The organism is Cohnella sp., from assembly GCF_041641335.1.
GTDB lineage: Bacteria > Bacillota > Bacilli > Paenibacillales > Paenibacillaceae > Cohnella.
This window is the reverse complement of record NZ_JBEPYQ010000008.1, coordinates 56,970-71,471: the sequence shown is the minus strand read 5'-3', so window position 1 is coordinate 71,471 and position 14,502 is coordinate 56,970. Positions and strand designations below refer to the sequence as shown.

General features: G+C 57.0%; 16 protein-coding genes. 11 read left to right on the top strand and 5 right to left on the bottom strand.

The genetic code is table 11. The annotated features are described in order from the left end of the window. The first annotated feature begins 99 nt into the window (after positions 1-99). The 7 genes from ACESLM_RS04240 (at position 100) to ACESLM_RS04210 (ending at position 7,221) form a co-directional block, all read left to right on the top strand. Positions 100-489, top strand: a complete 390-nt coding sequence (locus ACESLM_RS04240; RefSeq protein WP_372630130.1) for a VOC family protein — start codon at positions 100-102, stop codon at positions 487-489. Next, positions 482-1,237, top strand: coding sequence for a class I SAM-dependent methyltransferase (locus tag ACESLM_RS04235; RefSeq protein WP_372630129.1), 756 nt, complete (start codon positions 482-484; stop codon positions 1,235-1,237). The genes ACESLM_RS04240 and ACESLM_RS04235 overlap by 8 nt, the downstream gene beginning before the upstream one ends. 228 nt (positions 1,238-1,465) lie before the next feature. After that, on the top strand, positions 1,466-2,977 hold the full coding sequence (gene argH, locus ACESLM_RS04230) for an argininosuccinate lyase (protein WP_372630128.1): 1,512 nt from the start codon (positions 1,466-1,468) through the stop codon (positions 2,975-2,977). Positions 2,978-2,993: 16 nt separating this feature from the next. Continuing rightward, entirely contained in the window at positions 2,994-3,965 is a 972-nt protein-coding gene (locus tag ACESLM_RS04225) for an amidohydrolase family protein (protein WP_372630127.1), read from the top strand. Continuing rightward, complete coding sequence (locus ACESLM_RS04220) at positions 3,940-5,325, top strand: sugar ABC transporter substrate-binding protein (protein WP_372630126.1); 1,386 nt, start codon at positions 3,940-3,942, stop codon at positions 5,323-5,325. Before ACESLM_RS04225 ends, ACESLM_RS04220 begins: the two co-directional genes overlap by 26 nt. A 638-nt stretch (positions 5,326-5,963) precedes the next feature. Further along, on the top strand, positions 5,964-6,326 hold the full coding sequence (locus ACESLM_RS04215; protein ID WP_372630125.1) for a carbohydrate ABC transporter permease: 363 nt from the start codon (positions 5,964-5,966) through the stop codon (positions 6,324-6,326). 28 nt (positions 6,327-6,354) lie between these two features. Next, positions 6,355-7,221: a carbohydrate ABC transporter permease gene (locus tag ACESLM_RS04210; protein ID WP_372630124.1), complete on the top strand. Its 867-nt coding sequence runs from the start codon at positions 6,355-6,357 to the stop codon at positions 7,219-7,221. Between the two features lie 95 nt (positions 7,222-7,316). Here ACESLM_RS04210 and ACESLM_RS04205 read toward each other — a convergent pair whose 3' ends face one another. After that, positions 7,317-8,609 (bottom strand): homocysteine synthase, encoded by a 1,293-nt coding sequence (locus ACESLM_RS04205; protein ID WP_372630123.1) that lies wholly within the window; start codon positions 8,607-8,609, stop codon positions 7,317-7,319. A gap of 325 nt (positions 8,610-8,934) precedes the next feature. On the opposite strand from ACESLM_RS04205, the gene ACESLM_RS04200 reads away from it, so the two are divergent. Beyond that, positions 8,935-9,504, top strand: a complete 570-nt coding sequence (locus ACESLM_RS04200) for a 5' nucleotidase, NT5C type (protein WP_094044860.1) — start codon at positions 8,935-8,937, stop codon at positions 9,502-9,504. A 59-nt stretch (positions 9,505-9,563) separates the two neighbouring features. Beyond that, the gene (locus ACESLM_RS04195) at positions 9,564-9,995 is read left to right on the top strand and encodes a DUF6157 family protein (RefSeq protein ID WP_372630122.1); all 432 of its coding nucleotides are present in this window, start codon (positions 9,564-9,566) and stop codon (positions 9,993-9,995) included. A 27-nt stretch (positions 9,996-10,022) separates the two neighbouring features. Here the strand turns inward: ACESLM_RS04195 and ACESLM_RS04190 are convergent, their stop codons facing one another. Next, positions 10,023-10,676 (bottom strand): hypothetical protein, encoded by a 654-nt coding sequence (locus tag ACESLM_RS04190; RefSeq protein WP_372630121.1) that lies wholly within the window; start codon positions 10,674-10,676, stop codon positions 10,023-10,025. Between the two features lie 15 nt (positions 10,677-10,691). After that, complete coding sequence (locus tag ACESLM_RS04185) at positions 10,692-11,468, bottom strand: hypothetical protein (RefSeq protein ID WP_372630120.1); 777 nt, start codon at positions 11,466-11,468, stop codon at positions 10,692-10,694. Positions 11,469-11,760: 292 nt separating this feature from the next. Between ACESLM_RS04185 and ACESLM_RS04180 the strand changes: the two genes are divergently transcribed. Together ACESLM_RS04180 and ACESLM_RS04175 are read left to right on the top strand one after the other, a co-directional pair. Next, complete coding sequence (locus tag ACESLM_RS04180) at positions 11,761-12,375, top strand: hypothetical protein (RefSeq protein ID WP_372630119.1); 615 nt, start codon at positions 11,761-11,763, stop codon at positions 12,373-12,375. A gap of 98 nt (positions 12,376-12,473) precedes the next feature. Further along, positions 12,474-12,698, top strand: a complete 225-nt coding sequence (locus ACESLM_RS04175) for a hypothetical protein (protein ID WP_372630118.1) — start codon at positions 12,474-12,476, stop codon at positions 12,696-12,698. 213 nt (positions 12,699-12,911) lie between these two features. Here ACESLM_RS04175 and ACESLM_RS04170 read toward each other — a convergent pair whose 3' ends face one another. Together ACESLM_RS04170 and ACESLM_RS04165 are read right to left on the bottom strand one after the other, a co-directional pair. Next, positions 12,912-13,301: a MerR family transcriptional regulator gene (locus tag ACESLM_RS04170; RefSeq protein WP_372630117.1), complete on the bottom strand. Its 390-nt coding sequence runs from the start codon at positions 13,299-13,301 to the stop codon at positions 12,912-12,914. A 52-nt stretch (positions 13,302-13,353) separates the two neighbouring features. Next, on the bottom strand, positions 13,354-14,178 hold the full coding sequence (locus tag ACESLM_RS04165; protein ID WP_372630116.1) for an NmrA family NAD(P)-binding protein: 825 nt from the start codon (positions 14,176-14,178) through the stop codon (positions 13,354-13,356). Between the last annotated feature and the right edge of the window lie 324 nt (positions 14,179-14,502).

Below are 14,502 nucleotides of genomic sequence, written 5' to 3'. Positions count from 1 at the left end.
ATCAGACTGGATTTCTAACCCGGAATCGGGTATGATTTTCGTATAAAATGAAACGTTGTTTCACCAAATGAAACCACGGAGCGAAGGAGTTGGGCAGTCATGTCATTCGTTTTTCTGGGCGTGGATCATGTGCAGTTGGCGGCTTACGAGGGATGCGAGACGGAGGCGCGGGCGTTCTATGGCGGCGTGCTTGGCTGGCCGGAGATCGAGAAGCCGGACAGTCTACGCGCACGGGGCGGCGTCTGGTTTCAATGCGGCGCGCATCAGGTCCATATCGGCGTTCAGAAGGATTTCGTTCCGGCGCTCAAGGCTCATCCGGCGTTCGAGGTGAATAACCTGGACGCGCTGCTTGCGCGTCTGGCGGAGCGCGGCGTGGCGATTGCCCCGGACGACACCCGGGATGCGGAGAACGTGCGGCGGGCATTCGTCAACGATCCGTTCGGCAACCGGATCGAATTTCTGGAATGGGGGAAAAGCGGAGATGAATAGCAAAGAGCGGTTTTCCAGCAGAGTCGATACGTATACGAAGTACCGGCCGAGCTATCCGGCGGAAGCGATCGATTATTTGTACGGGACGGTCGGTTTGAGCGAGGCGTCGGAGGTGCTGGACGTCGGGGCGGGAACCGGCATTTTCTCCAGACTGCTGCTCGAGAGAGGCAGCCGCGTGACGGCGGTGGAGCCGAACGAGGCGATGCGGGAAGCCGCGCTGGAGGCGTCGCGGGACAATCCGCGCTTCAAAGCCGTCCCCGGATCGGCGGAAGAGACGGGGCTCTCGGATGCCTCGTACGATTACATCGTGTGCGCTCAGGCTTTTCACTGGTTCGACCGGACCGCGGCTCAGCGGGAGTTTCACCGAGTGTTGAAGCCGGGCGGCAAGGCGATTCTCGTATGGAACACGCGTCTGACCGAAGGGACGCCGTTCCTCGAAGGCTACGAGCGGCTGCTTCAAGGACTCGGAACCGATTACGGGCAGGTGAACCACCGGAATATTTCGCGCGAGATGCTGGTTGACTTTTTTAGACCGGACGGGATGACCGAGGCGCGATTCCGCAACCGTCAAGTGTTTGACTTCGACGGGGTCGCGGGACGGCTGCTCTCTTCCTCGTACAGCCCGCAGCCGGGACAGCCGGGCCACGAGCCGATGATGCAGGAGCTTCGCGATCTGTTCGATCGCTGTCAGGAGAACGGCACGGTCAATTTCGATTACGTCACCGAAATCTACTGGGGCGAAGTGTGAGCGAAATAAGTCCGCGTGGGCGGTCAACGCCGCGCGGATTCATTTTTTTCCAAATTTGATATTGACATAACAAACGACAACGCCTAGAATGAGACATTATAATGACAACTAAACCAATCGGAATTAATAAATATCGACCAGTTCACTGGAGACCAAACAAGCTAGAGGTTTGGTCTTTTTTGTTTGCATAAAGTTCGATTGGCCGAGAGAGCGGGTGATGGCACGCAGGTGGAAGATAGGCAACGAGAAACGGCGGAAGGGGACGAGAGTGCCACAGGCTTCTACGCCAAGGCGATTCTCGAACCGATTTATCGGCAGGCGCAGGAGCAGTTGCTGGCGCCGATGAACGCTGTCAACAAGGCGCATCTGATCATGTTGGCGGAGCAGGGGGTGATCGGGGACGATGAGGCGCGGGCCGTCGCGGCGGCGCTGCTCGGACTCGATCTGGAGAAGCTGGGAACGAACCGATACACGGGGAGGTTCGAGGATCTGTTTTTCGAGGTCGAGCACGAGCTGGCGGAGACGGCGGGAGAGGCTGCAGGCAATCTGCACCTGGCCAGAAGCCGGAACGACATGGGCATCGCCGTCTACCGGATCGCGCTGCGGGAGAAGCTGCTGCGAACGTTGGACGCCGGCCTCGAGCTGAGACGCCGGCTGACCGAATTCGCCGGCAAACACGTCGGCACGCTGATGCTGGGCTACACTCACACGCAGCAGGCTCAGCCGACGACGATGGCTCACTACGTCCTGGCCGTATCCGACTCGCTCACCCGCGATTTTCGCCGGCTCCGGGCCGCCTACGCGAACTGCAATCGCAGCAGCATGGGCGCGGCCGCGCTGACGGGATCGGGGTTCGCGATCGACCGATTTCGCGTTGCGGAGCTGCTCGGCTTCGGCGGCGTTATCGACAATACGTACGACGCGGTCAGCGGAGCCGACTACGTCGCCGAAGCGGCGAGCGCCGCATCGCTGGCCGCGGTAAATCTGGGGCGTTTCGTCCAAGAGCTGCTGCTCTGGAGCACGCAGGAGTTCGCGGCGATCCGGGCGGCCGATCCGTTCGTGCAGATCAGCTCGATCATGCCGCAGAAGCGCAACCCGGTATCGATCGAGCATGCGCGCTCCTTGCTGTCGAGCTGCGCGGGCGATGCCGCCACGGTATCGACGATGATCCACAATACGCCCTTCGGAGACATCGTCGACACCGAAGACGATCTCCAGCCCTACGCCTGGAGAAGTCAGCGCACGCTCGAGACGGTCTATCGCCTGCTCGGCAGGATCGTCGCCACGCTGGAAGTGAACGAGCGGGCGCTGCGATCCCGCGCCGAAGCGAGCTTCGCCACGGCGACGGAACTGGCGGATACGCTCGTCCGCAGGGAAGGCGTCACGTTCCGGGCCGCGCACGGCATCGTCTCGAGGCTGGTCCGGGATGCGGCCGCGGAAGGACTGACCGTTCGGGAGCTGACGCCGGAACGGCTGAATGCGGCCTCTAAGGCCGAAATCGGCCGCGAGGTTCATCTGACCGCGGACGAACTGGCGGAGGCGCTCGATCCCGCGCACTTCGTAGCCGTGCGCAAGCTGCGGGGAGGGCCGAGTCCGGCGGAGGCGGAGCGGGCGCTGCGCGAGCAGGAGGAGAGATGGGAGAGCGAGAAGGCGTGGCTCGATCGGGAGAGGGAGCTTCAAAGCGGCAGGGCCGCCGATCTGGACGCCATACTGACCGCCTGGCTGCAGCCGCGCGGATAGGGAGGAGGAACGGCCGATGTTCAGAGGCGGGTTCAAGGTGTTCGATATCCACGGCCATATGCCCTATCCGTTCCCGAAGCTGTACGAAGCGCATGATCAGATTGCGGCGTACGGCAGGGAACGGGCCGAGCGGATGAGGCTGACCTGGGATTTTGGCTCCGCGGCGGCGGACCCGGAAGAGGAGGCCAGGCCGCTGGCCGATCGCTGGAAGGATGAGCTGGATAAGTACGGCATCGGGGGCATGAATTTTCTGACCGGACCGACGAACGACGAGTTGGCCGAGCAGATCGCGAGGGCGCCCGACCGGTTCACGGGTTTCGCCTCACACCCGATCGAAAGGCCGGATGCGCTGGCCGAGCTGAAGCGGGCGGTCGACGAGCTCGGCCTGAAGGGCTACAAGCAGTTCGGGCCGCTGACGCCGATCTCGTACGACGATCCGTCGATCCGTCCGGTCTGGGCGTTCCTGGCGGAACGGGGGCTGCCCGTGCTGATTCACTTCGGGATGCTGGGGCATGCCGGCGGCATTGTCGAGCATCGGAACATCAACCCGCTGGCGATCTTTAACGTCGCGCGCGAGTTCACGGACATTCCGTTCATCGTCCCCCACTTCGGGTGCGGTTACTTCCGGGAACTGCTCCATCTGTGCTGGAGCTGCCCGAACGTTTTCGTGGACACGTCGGGTTCGAACCAATGGACGAGATGGATGCCGTACGAGCTGAATCTTGAAATTCTGTTTCGCAAAACCCGCGAGCTGATCGGCGCGGAGCGCATCGTTTTCGGCACCGATTCGATGGGGTTTCCCAGAGGGTACCACTATCGCTATCTGCAGGATCAAGTCAGAGTCGTTCGCGACCTCCGTTTCCCGGAGGAAGACATAGAGGCGATCTTCGGCGACAACGCGAGAAAGCTGCTGGGGCTGCCGAATGCATCGACCATTTCGGATAAAAAGGAGAGGGAAGAAAATGAATCAACCTTTGCGTCAAGGTAAAAAGTTCTCGCTTGTTCTCGCGGCGTTCCTGATCGTATTGACGGCTTGCGGAGGCGGCAACAACGGGGGAAGCAACGCGTCCCCGTCCCCATCCCCGTCGTCAAGCGCAGCGGCATCGCCGCAAGCTTCCGCCAAGGAGGAGGCGTCTCCTTCCGCCAGCGCGGAGAAGGTGACGATCGAATACTGGCAGTACGAGTTCCCGGCCAAGGTCGACCTGATCAACGAACTGATCCAGGAGTTCCAGACGTTTCATCCGCATATCACCGTCAAGCAGACGAATTTCCCGTACGACCAATACAGCCAGAAAGTCGCGACGCTCGTTCCGGCCGGCAAAGGTCCGGACATCATCAATCTGTACTACGGCTGGCTGCCGCAGTACGTGGCCTCCGGCTACCTGCAGCCTCTTCCGGAGGACGCGTTCCCTCCGGCGCAGATCGAGAGCGACTATTACCCGCTCGTGAGCGCCGCCAAGCTGGACGGAGCGTATTACGCCATTCCGACGGCCGTGCGCACGCTGGCGCTGTTCTATAACAAAGATTTGTTCGCCAAAGCCCAGATCGCGCAGCCTCCGGCAACCTGGGAAGAGCTGGTCGAGTCGGCCAAGAAGCTGACGGAGAAGGACGCCAAAGGGCAATTCGTTATCGAAGGCTTCGCCTGGGAGCCGGGCTCCCAGCTTCATCACTGGTTCCGCGACGGATTGCTGCCGCAAGCGGGCGGACAGGATCTGAGCGAGGACCGCAGGAAGGTGCTGTGGGACGAATCTCCGGCGGGCCTGGAGGCGTTCCGGTACTTGCTCGACTTCGCGATCACGCACAAGACGGGCATCAACGGATTTTACAACGACGACAGCAACGCCTTTAAGACCGGGCATGCGGCGATCAACGTGGACGGCTCGTTCCGCCTCGGATCGTTCAAGAAGGACGCTCCGGATCTGAACTACGGCATCGCTCCGCTGCCCGCGTACAAGAGTCAGTCTGCGCCGGCGTCCTTCTGGGCGAACGCCATTCCGAAGAACGTGCAGGGGGCGAAGCTGGAAGCGGCCAAGGAGTTCCTGAAATTCCTGACGAGCAAAGAAGTCCAGGAGAAATGGGTGGAGAAGGTCGGGGAGCTGCCCGCGCAGAAGGCGGTCGGATCTCAGGACAAGTACGCGGGAGACGAGAAGCTCGGGCCGTTCATCAAGCAGCTCGACTACAGCAAGGCGCACTTTTTCATCGACGAGAACCAGGAGCGCTCGCTGATCGTGAACGCGGCGAACGAGGTGCTGCTCAACAACGTGCCGGTGGAGCAGGCGTTCAAGGATCTCGTGGCGAAAACCCAAAAAATCTACGACGACTACTGGGCGAAGCAGGACAAAAAATAAACGCGGGACGGACGGCCCGGGGTTCGCCCCCGCGCCGTCTTCCGGCCAACGGAGGCGATAATCCGTCATGATCGCGCAGGCCATTCGTCTGACCGCCAGCAAGAGCCGGGAACTGCTCGGCTTCCGGCTCTCGTACCGGACGCAGCGTTACGTCTTCATCTATCTGGTGCTGGCGTTTCCTCTGCTTTATTTTCTCGGAACGAGGCTGCTTCCGATTCTCTACACGTTTAACGTGAGCGTCCGGGAATGGGATTTGCTGTCGCAGGAGAAGCCCTACGTGGGCTTCGCCAATTTCACCGCCTTGTTCGAAGATGAGGTGTTCCGCAAGTCGATCGTCAATACGCTGATTTACGTAGCAGTCGGCGTTCCCGGGCAACTGGCCGTGGGCCTTGCCGTTGCGCTGCTGCTGCATAACGTTCGGAGGTTTCGCGGCTTGTTCCGCACGATCTATTTCATTCCTTACGTGACGAGCGCGGTCGCCGTCAGCTGGGTGTTCCGCTGGATTCTGATGCGCAACGGCTGGCTGAACGAGACGCTGCTCGGCCTGGGGCTGGAGCCGCAACTGTTCCTTCAATCCCCCCCGGCAAGCGATCTATCTCGTCATTCTGACGATTATCTGGCAGAGCATCGGCTTCCAGATGCTCGTATTCCTTACCGGCCTGGAAGGGGTTCCCCGCATGTATTACGACGCCGCCGCGATCGACGGAGCGGGGCCTTGGAGACGGTTCCGCCATGTGACGCTGCCGCTGTTGAATCCGGTCATCGTCTTCTCCGTCGTCATCGGCGCGATCTCGTACTTGCAGACGTTCGGGCAGGTGCTGAGCATGACGAACGGCGAGCCGCTTAATTCGACGAGGACGATCGTTCTTCACGTCTACGCGCTTGCGTTCCAGCGCTTCCAGATGGGAAGCGCCGCCGCGGCGACCGTCATTCTGTTCGTCATGATTCTCGCGCTGACGCTGCTGCAATTCAAGCTCGTCCGACGCAAAGTCGAATACTAACCACGATTATAAAAGGAGGCCGACGACTTTGAGCACGCAGATCGCCGCCCCTCGCGTCCCCGCGCGCGGCAGTCCGTCAGGAAGCCGCCTGGGCTCGCTCGCAAGCTACGTTGTGCTGACGTTGGGCACGCTTGTCGTCATTTTTCCTTTTCTATGGATGATCGCCACTTCGTTTAAGCTCCCTCAAGACCTGTACAGCCTGCGGCTGATACCGGCGACGGCGACGTTCGGCAATTACGCCGAAATATTCGAGAAAGCCCCTTTCTTCTCCTGGATTGGCAATACGGTATTGCTGGCGCTCATCACTGTGACCACCGTTATCGTCTTCGATACGATGGTCGGCTACGTGCTCGCCAAATTTTCTTTTGTCGGCAAAAGCGTCATTTTCCTGCTGATCATCAGCACGCTGATGGTACCCACGGAGATGCTCATCATTCCTTGGTACCTGATCGCTACGGAGCTGGGGTGGTCCGATACGTACTGGGGAGTGCTGTTCCCCGGCATCATTACCGCCTTCGGCATCTTCCTGATGCGGCAGTTCATGGAGTCTTTACCGTCCGAGCTGCTCGACGCGGCCCGCATCGACGGTCTGAACGAATGGGGGATCATGGCGCGCATCGCGATACCGTTGGTGAAGCCGGCCATTGCCGCCTTGACGATTCTGACGTTCATCAGCAGTTGGAACCAGTTTACCTGGCCGCTGATCGTGCTCCAGACGGAGGAGCGGTTCACGATCCCGGTAGGCATTCTCTACTTCTCCAGCGAGCTGAAGGACTCCGCAAGCTGGATTCTGATCATGACCGGTGCGACCGTCTCCATCCTTCCGCTGATCGCGTTGTTTCTCGTATTCCAGAAGCAGATCATTCGGGGGATTGCGCTGAGCGGCATGAAGTGAAGAATAGGCGTCGGAAAAAGGGAGAGCCGTCCCGATCATCCGAAGATGATCCGAGGGACGGCTCTTGGCGTGCTTGGGGAGACATGCGGATCGGGTCAAGATTGGCTGGCTTCGATCGCTTGGCCGAGGTCGTACAGAATGTCGTCGATCGCTTCCGTACCGACGGACAGACGGATCAGTCCTTCCGTCACGCCTGTCGACAGTTGCTCCTCCGGAGACAACTGCTGGTGCGTCGTGCTGGCGGGATGGATGATCAGCGACTTGGAGTCGCCGACGTTGGCCAGGTGCGAGAACAGCTTCACCGCGCCGATGACTTTCTTGCCGGCCTCCGCGCCGCCCTTGATGCCGAAGCTGAGAATCGCGCCTTGGCCCTTCGGCAAGTATTTCTTCGCCAGATCATAGGAAGGATGGCTTTCCAGACCGGGATAGTTGACCCATTCTACGGCCGGATGGCTCTCCAGGAATTTCGCCGTGGCGAGTGCGTTCTGGCTGTGGCGCTCGATCCGCAGGTGCAGCGTCTCCAGCCCCTGCAGCAGCAGGAACGAGTTGAACGGAGAGAGGGCCGCGCCGTAGTCGCGAAGCAATTGGACGCGGGCTTTAATGATGTAGGCCAGATTGCCGACCGCTTCCGTGAATACCGCGCCGTGATAGCTCGGGTCCGGAGTCGTCAGGCCCGGAAACTTGCCGCTGGCCTTCCAGTCGAACTTGCCGGAATCGACGATGACGCCGCCGATCGTCGTGCCGTGGCCGCCGATGAACTTCGTCGCCGAATGAACGACGATGTCTGCGCCGAAGTCGATCGGCTTCAGCAGCAGCGGGCTCGGGAACGTATTGTCGACGATAAGAGGGATTCCGTTCTCGTGCGCGATCGCGGCGACCGCCTCGATGTCCAGCACGTCTCCCTTCGGATTGCCGATCGTCTCGGCGTACAGCGCTTTGGTCTTGTCGTTGATCGCCTTGCGGAAGTTCTCCGGATCGGACGGATCGACGAAACGAACTGTAATGCCCAGCTTGGCCAAGGAATGCTGGAACAGATTATAAGTGCCGCCGTACAGACTCGTCGCCGATACGATCTCGTCTCCGCTGCCGACGATGTTCAGAATCGAGTAGGTGATGGCGGCCTGGCCGGATGCGGTGGCAAGCGCGCCTACGCCGCCTTCAAGCGCGGCGATCCGCTGCTCGAACACGTCGGACGTCGGGTTGGTGACGCGGGTGTAGATGTTGCCGAACTCCTGCAGCGCGAACAAGCTGGCCGCATGGTCCGTATCGCGGAAGCCGTACGAAGTCGTTTGGTAGATCGGAACTGCCCGAGCGTAAGTCGTAGGATCGATCTGCTGTCCTGCGTGAATTGCCAACGTTTCGGGTTGAAGCTGTCTTTCTGCCGTCATAGTGGATTCCTCCTGAAATGGTTTTTTCCGAGCTTGAGACCGTCCGGATACGCCAAAAAGGCATCTTGCCTTAAGCGCGCGATGCGCCAATAGCGAGATACCTTCAGCGGTCTGGTAGGTACGACGTTTAATTCCGATTAATTATATAGGATTAAATGTATATTACCAACATTTGCAGATTTCGTCAACTGCCGATTGCGTTTTCTCCAGAAGATTTACGCAGACAATTTTCCTATATTTAACTGCCGGGGCGGTTTGAATGCTTTCCGGACCGGGGATCATGATATAATCTCATTGCGGACTAACACAAAGGAGAAAATCGCCTATGAGGTTCGGATTCGACATCGACGACACTTTGCTTAATTTGCGGGAGCACGCGTTCCGGACTTACAACGCGAAACTGAACCGGCAGGTAGAGATTGAGGTTTTCCATGCGTTAACCTGCATCCCGATTCACGAGGCGTTCGGGCTGTCGGCCGAAGAAGGACGCGAGATGTGGAATCGCCACCGGGACGAAATCTACTATTCCGCCCCGCCGTTCGCCGATGCGGTCGAAGTGCTGCAGGAGCTCGAGAGGCTCGGGCATGAAGTGTATTACGTGACGGCCAGGAAAGCCGAGCATTGCGAGCGCACGAAGCTGGCGCTGATCGAGGCGGGATTCCCGGTACGGGAGGAGCGCTTCTACTGCGGAATGGACGACTTGGACAAAGTCCACATTATTCGCGAGCTGGAGCTGGACTATTATTTTGACGATAAGCCGAAGGTTCTGGAGACGCTGAGCGAGTTGAAGGTCGCCTCCTACGTGAAGGACAACGCCTACAACCGGCATATGGATATGCCGAGAATCGTAGATTGGCGGGAACTGCTCGAGCTGCTGTCTGCTGACAATCGCTGACCGTATCTGTCAGTGATTGTCCTTTATAATGAAGGGGAGAAGCGAAGAAGGAGACGATAATGGCGATGGATTGGAACTATTACGACACATTCATTACAGTAGCTCCGGATTGCTCCGCGGAGCGCGGCATCATCCCGCCGGAGAAGAAAAGCGGCAGGACGAAGCCGAGTATCGAGTACGATCTCGTCGCGAACAATCCGTACAAGTATACGCAGGAGGAGCTGCTTTTTCAGACCCACGTTCTTCATAAGGAAATTCCGCAAGAGGAACTGGAGGCCCGGGAGGCGGAACTGCGCGCCGAGTTCTTCTCCAAGCCGACGGCTTGCCTGCGCGCGTCGATGCTGCCCAAGAAATACGGCTGGGGGCTGCATTTCGATTCGCAGGGCAGGCTGGCGCTTGTCCCGCGGGAGACGGCGGAGTACGACCGGCTGGCCGGAGGCGGCGAGCCCGGCGTGAAGGTGCTGGCCGCGATGCGGAGCAGCCGGAAGTGAGCCGCCTTTCCGGTGCTTCAGCCGCGTCTAGGCTGGGGAACCGGTAGAGGGCGGCGAGGCGGTGTCGGCCAGGTCCGGCGCGGGCGAGGCGGTCTGCCGAGCCGATCGGGCCAGCGCTTTCGATATCTGGACGCAAAGCGTCAAATACGAGGCGTACAGCGCCGTGGTCAGAACGCCGGATACGAGCAGCAGCGTCGTGCTTGGTTCGGTGTCGAGCCCGGTCGCAAACCGGTTGACGGCAGTGGTCGAAATGTATAAAAGGATAAGTGGAGCCACCATGCCGATAATGAACTTGCCCTGCCTCGAGGTGGAAGGCGTGCCGTCGAACTGCCGCCCGATGCGGATAAACACCGATGGAATCCCGTAGATGTTGAAGAACGGGATCATATTGCAGGCCAGCGCCATGCCGGGAGAGCGGGAGAAGAACGGGAACAGGCTTTGCATATCCATATGTACGCGGTAGATCCACACTAGATAGACGACCAGCACGATATAATACAGGATTGTCGCGAACAGGGAGATGATCGCGTTCAAATCGTAGACGTAGTCGATGTAGGCGTTCTCGCTGACGGAATATACGATCGTGCCAAGCAGATTTAATGTGGACAAAGACACGAGAATCGCCAGTAAAAATTTAAATACGTTAGATAGAACCTCGGAATACAGCTTTTTCATTAGCACGATGGGTCTCTCCGATCATTCGTTTAATCGTTGCAGGAAATTGATCGCTTCTTCCAGCGTATCCACAGGCACGACTTCCAGTCGAAGTCCCAATTCTTCCGCCAAGTGGAGCGCTTCTTCCTCGTTGCCTGTTCCTTCGTAGAAAAATCGATCGCGGTCGCCCGGAACGAAGAAATAGTCGACCCCGTGCCGTTCGGCGGTCAGAAGCTTGTCCCGGATGGCGCCTACCGACCCTACCGTATGGTCGGCTTCCATCGTTCCGGTACCGGAGATGATGTAGAATCCCCCGTCTGAGAAATCCTCGTTCCCCGACTCCTCGAACAAGCCGATCGCGAGCATCAGCCCAAGAGAATCGCCATAGTACTCTCCGGACTTCTCTATCAGTTGTTCCAGCCGGTTTGCTTTCTCCTCCTCTTCCCACGTTTCTTCGTCCATTTCTTCGGCGACGGAGAGCGCATGAAGAATCGTATCGTCTCGAAGCTCAGCACCTTCCTCCTCCATCCATTTCAGGTCGTCAGGCGCTGAGGCGTCTGCGGGTGCGAATACCGCTTCGGGAAACGCCTGCCTCACGCTCCATCGCTCATACAGATTGCGGACGACACCTTCACGGACGTAACAGAAATGCACGCTTCCGTTCACGCCTAGCTCCCGTACCGACAATATTTCTCCCGGAGCGGAGAAGGTGGCGTAACGGGGTTGAAAGCAGTAGATCACCGCTCCTAACGGGATAAGCAGCAGCAAGCTGACGATAACGAATTCGGGCCGGATTCTTCGATTTCGCGTTGTCGGCATTTCCATTCTCTGTTCATTCCATTCTGGGTAAAAATCCGTTGTATCTCCTGGGATTCGACGAATTCCATCATTTTCCTTCCGAATACGGCGAAATAAGTGGAGTGAGGGAGCCACGAAGGCTGTCAGCGGGGTGCAGGCGTAGGCGTCAGGACACTTTTATGGCGTTGATGCCCAAATCCTGCAAGTAGGGAACCCTCGATTATTACCGAAGGATTATCGGCTGTAAATACATTGATTTTATTGGGGATGTTTGGGACAATTAATCATATTCTCTCTTTTTGGGGGTAAAGTAGTGGCGACTTTCGAAATCCAACTCAAAGACAGAAAAATTGTCCTTGATGATATTATTGACCTGTCGGCCGAGCAGGCTGAAAGGATTCTTAAAGAAGCTCCCAAAAAGACACAAAGCCAATGGCTTTCTGATGAAGCCCGGGGTGTTAAAATACCATTGTCGGATCAACAGATAAGTGAAGTTTTGCAGTATCGGGATCAGTTCGTTTCCGGCCGATCGGTGGAGCAGTTGATTAGTGAGAATCGCGTTCGTTTTACAGATCATTTTAACAGGAGGGCGTCTCTGCGAGTCGATGGGGGACGAGCATTCCCGAAGTCTGAAACGTTATTTGGGTTGCTTGGAATCGCGATTAATTCAGACGACTTGGTCAAAAATGCCGAATGGAAGGGATACAGCCGCTTAGGGTATAGTTTTGAAGGGGTGTATCAGAACGAGAAATGTGTTGTTTCTGTTACTTTTGAAAGCAAAATGATCTTGATAACGGTTACCTCTCAAGCGCAAACTCCACAAACCACTCAACTAGGGAATTATATTACGGCAGAAAAGCTGGCCCGAATTCGTGCTATGGCCGCTCGATATCGCGGAGACAAGGGCGAAAATAAGAAAGGCAAATGAACTGTAACCTCAAAGAAATAAAGGGTTTAGGTAGAAAAAAGGGTTTATCCAATGTATAATGTCAGGACAAGATGCATTAAACTAAGGAGGTAGGGCATATGAAAGCAACGATTGAAGGGGCGAGAGCCATGGAAACCGAAGAGATTCGTGACGTTCAGTTCGGTCCGTTTCTAATTCGTGATGTCCCTCATATCGTCTTGTCTGAGCCAACTCCTACCGGCGAGTATCATATTCGTGAAGCGCATGTTGATATTAAACTTGCGCGGATTTGCGAATATCTCGAAGCAACGAATAAACGTGAAGCCCGATTTGATGAATTTTAAGCGGCCATGGCTAACGGCATCTGGTCTAACGCGAGAAACTCAGGTCATTTCAAATGACTTGGGTTCTTTTTTTCGGATCGGAGATGTGGAATCGCCATCGGGACGAAATCTATTATTCCGCCCCGCCGTTCGCTGATGCCGTCGAGGCCGTCTGACGAGCCGATGCGGATAATCGCCGATGGAATCCCGTAGATGTTGAAGAGCGGGATCCGGTTACAGATCGGCGCCATGTCGGGCTCTTTTCAGCAGATCGATTTGCATTTCCAGCTTTTGTTGCGCTTCTTCCAGCATTTTTCTTTGGTCAATGATTTCACTTCGTTTTTTCTCGTACACTTGCAGCAGCTCTTCGCAGTACGCCCCTTTATCCTTCTTGTCTGTTTCCTGAATCTCGGGGTACTCGCAATACATGATATCCCTGATCTGGTCTGTAGTTAGACCCAAGGCCAAATACAGTTGTATGGTACGAACGGTTTCAACCGACGCCTCATCAAACTCGCGATAATTATTGGCCAGCCGCGAAACGGGGAGCAATCCCTTTTTCTCATAATGGCGAATGGAGCGTATGCTGGCCCCCGTACGATCTGCCAATTGCCTGATCTTCAATAAAACTGCTCCTTTACATCATGTTATTGCTTTCCCCTGGATTGAAAGTTGCTTAGCTAAAGACATGCAAATGTTCTGCGACCCATTGCGCGAACGTTCGGGCATGTCTGCGGGTAACTTCTGCAACGGTCGGCACCACGGTGTACGCTTCTTTAGGCAGATTCTCGTGCCAATCGTGTACGTAATCGATCATTTCATCCGAGACGCCTGCTTTTTTAAGCCGTTCGCGAGCCTGTTGCTTCGTAAGTTCGTTAAATTTAATGTCCCGGCCGAGCGCCGCTGCGATGATATTCACTTTATCGCGCGGGGTCAAAGCTTCGGGGCCTGTTAGGGTATACGTTTTGCCGGCATGCCCCGTTTCAGTCAACGCTGCCGCCGCTACTGAACCCACATCCGCCTCGTGGACGATGGCGTTTAAGGAATCGGCGAAAGGTTCCTCTACGAGACTTGACGTGCGGATGGACTCGGCCCACGACAGCGTATTGGACATGAATTCGCAATATGGCTGTATATGCGTCCAGTCAAGATTGCTCGCTTCGGCCGCTTGCTCCACCGTTCCCTTCACGCCGCTCCACAGAATGGCAACGCGTTGTACGCCCGCTTTTACAGCCAGGTCAATGATTTCGTCTCCGGTCTGCAGAGGGGCGCCGCCTCCGCTGCTGGTCATCAAGTAGATGCCCTTGACTCCTTCCATTGCCGGTGCAAGCGTCTCCGGCGCCGCAAGGTCCCCGTATACATTCTCTACTCCTTCAGGCAAGACAGCCTTTGCCATTGCGGGATTGCGAGTCAAAGCACGCACTTGCTGTCCGGAGCGAACAAGCTGATGAACGAGATGGCGGCCTACGTTTCCGGTTGCGCCTGTTACTAGAATAGTCATTGGGTTTCTCCCTTCGATTCTTGGTTTTGGAACAGATCGATGCCCAGCTTCTCAAGAACGTCGATTGCCTTCTCAACGGGCAGTCTCGGTAAGTTGAACTCTCGGTCGATTACATCCCGAACCTCGTTGCGGTTGGCTAATATACGCTTTTCGACCTGCCCGCGGCTGTTCCGGATGCTCAGCACATTGTTGACTAATGAAAGCGATCGATCTCGATCCAATTGCCAAATTTGACAGCGTAAGAACGAGGTGAACAGACTATTCGGCTTGAAATAGTTTGCGATCGCTTGCTGAAAATCATCGAAGCGGTACGTTTTACGGATA

Bases quoted from the DNA above. Each gene is read 5' to 3' on its own strand.
- ACESLM_RS04240 (WP_372630130.1), top strand. From the start codon at position 100: ATGTCATTCGTTTTTCTGGGCGTGGATCATGTGCAGTTGGCGGCTTAC.
- ACESLM_RS04235 (WP_372630129.1), top strand. From the start codon at position 482: ATGAATAGCAAAGAGCGGTTTTCCAGCAGAGTCGATACGTATACGAAG.
- ACESLM_RS04225 (WP_372630127.1), top strand. From the start codon at position 2,994: ATGTTCAGAGGCGGGTTCAAGGTGTTCGATATCCACGGCCATATGCCC.
- ACESLM_RS04220 (WP_372630126.1), top strand. From the start codon at position 3,940: ATGAATCAACCTTTGCGTCAAGGTAAAAAGTTCTCGCTTGTTCTCGCG.
- ACESLM_RS04215 (WP_372630125.1), top strand. From the start codon at position 5,964: ATGCTCGTATTCCTTACCGGCCTGGAAGGGGTTCCCCGCATGTATTAC.
- ACESLM_RS04205 (WP_372630123.1), bottom strand. From the start codon at position 8,609: ATGACGGCAGAAAGACAGCTTCAACCCGAAACGTTGGCAATTCACGCA.
- ACESLM_RS04200 (WP_094044860.1), top strand. From the start codon at position 8,935: ATGAGGTTCGGATTCGACATCGACGACACTTTGCTTAATTTGCGGGAG.
- ACESLM_RS04195 (WP_372630122.1), top strand. From the start codon at position 9,564: ATGGCGATGGATTGGAACTATTACGACACATTCATTACAGTAGCTCCG.
- ACESLM_RS04185 (WP_372630120.1), bottom strand. From the start codon at position 11,468: ATGCCGACAACGCGAAATCGAAGAATCCGGCCCGAATTCGTTATCGTC.
- ACESLM_RS04175 (WP_372630118.1), top strand. From the start codon at position 12,474: ATGAAAGCAACGATTGAAGGGGCGAGAGCCATGGAAACCGAAGAGATT.
- ACESLM_RS04165 (WP_372630116.1), bottom strand. From the start codon at position 14,178: ATGACTATTCTAGTAACAGGCGCAACCGGAAACGTAGGCCGCCATCTC.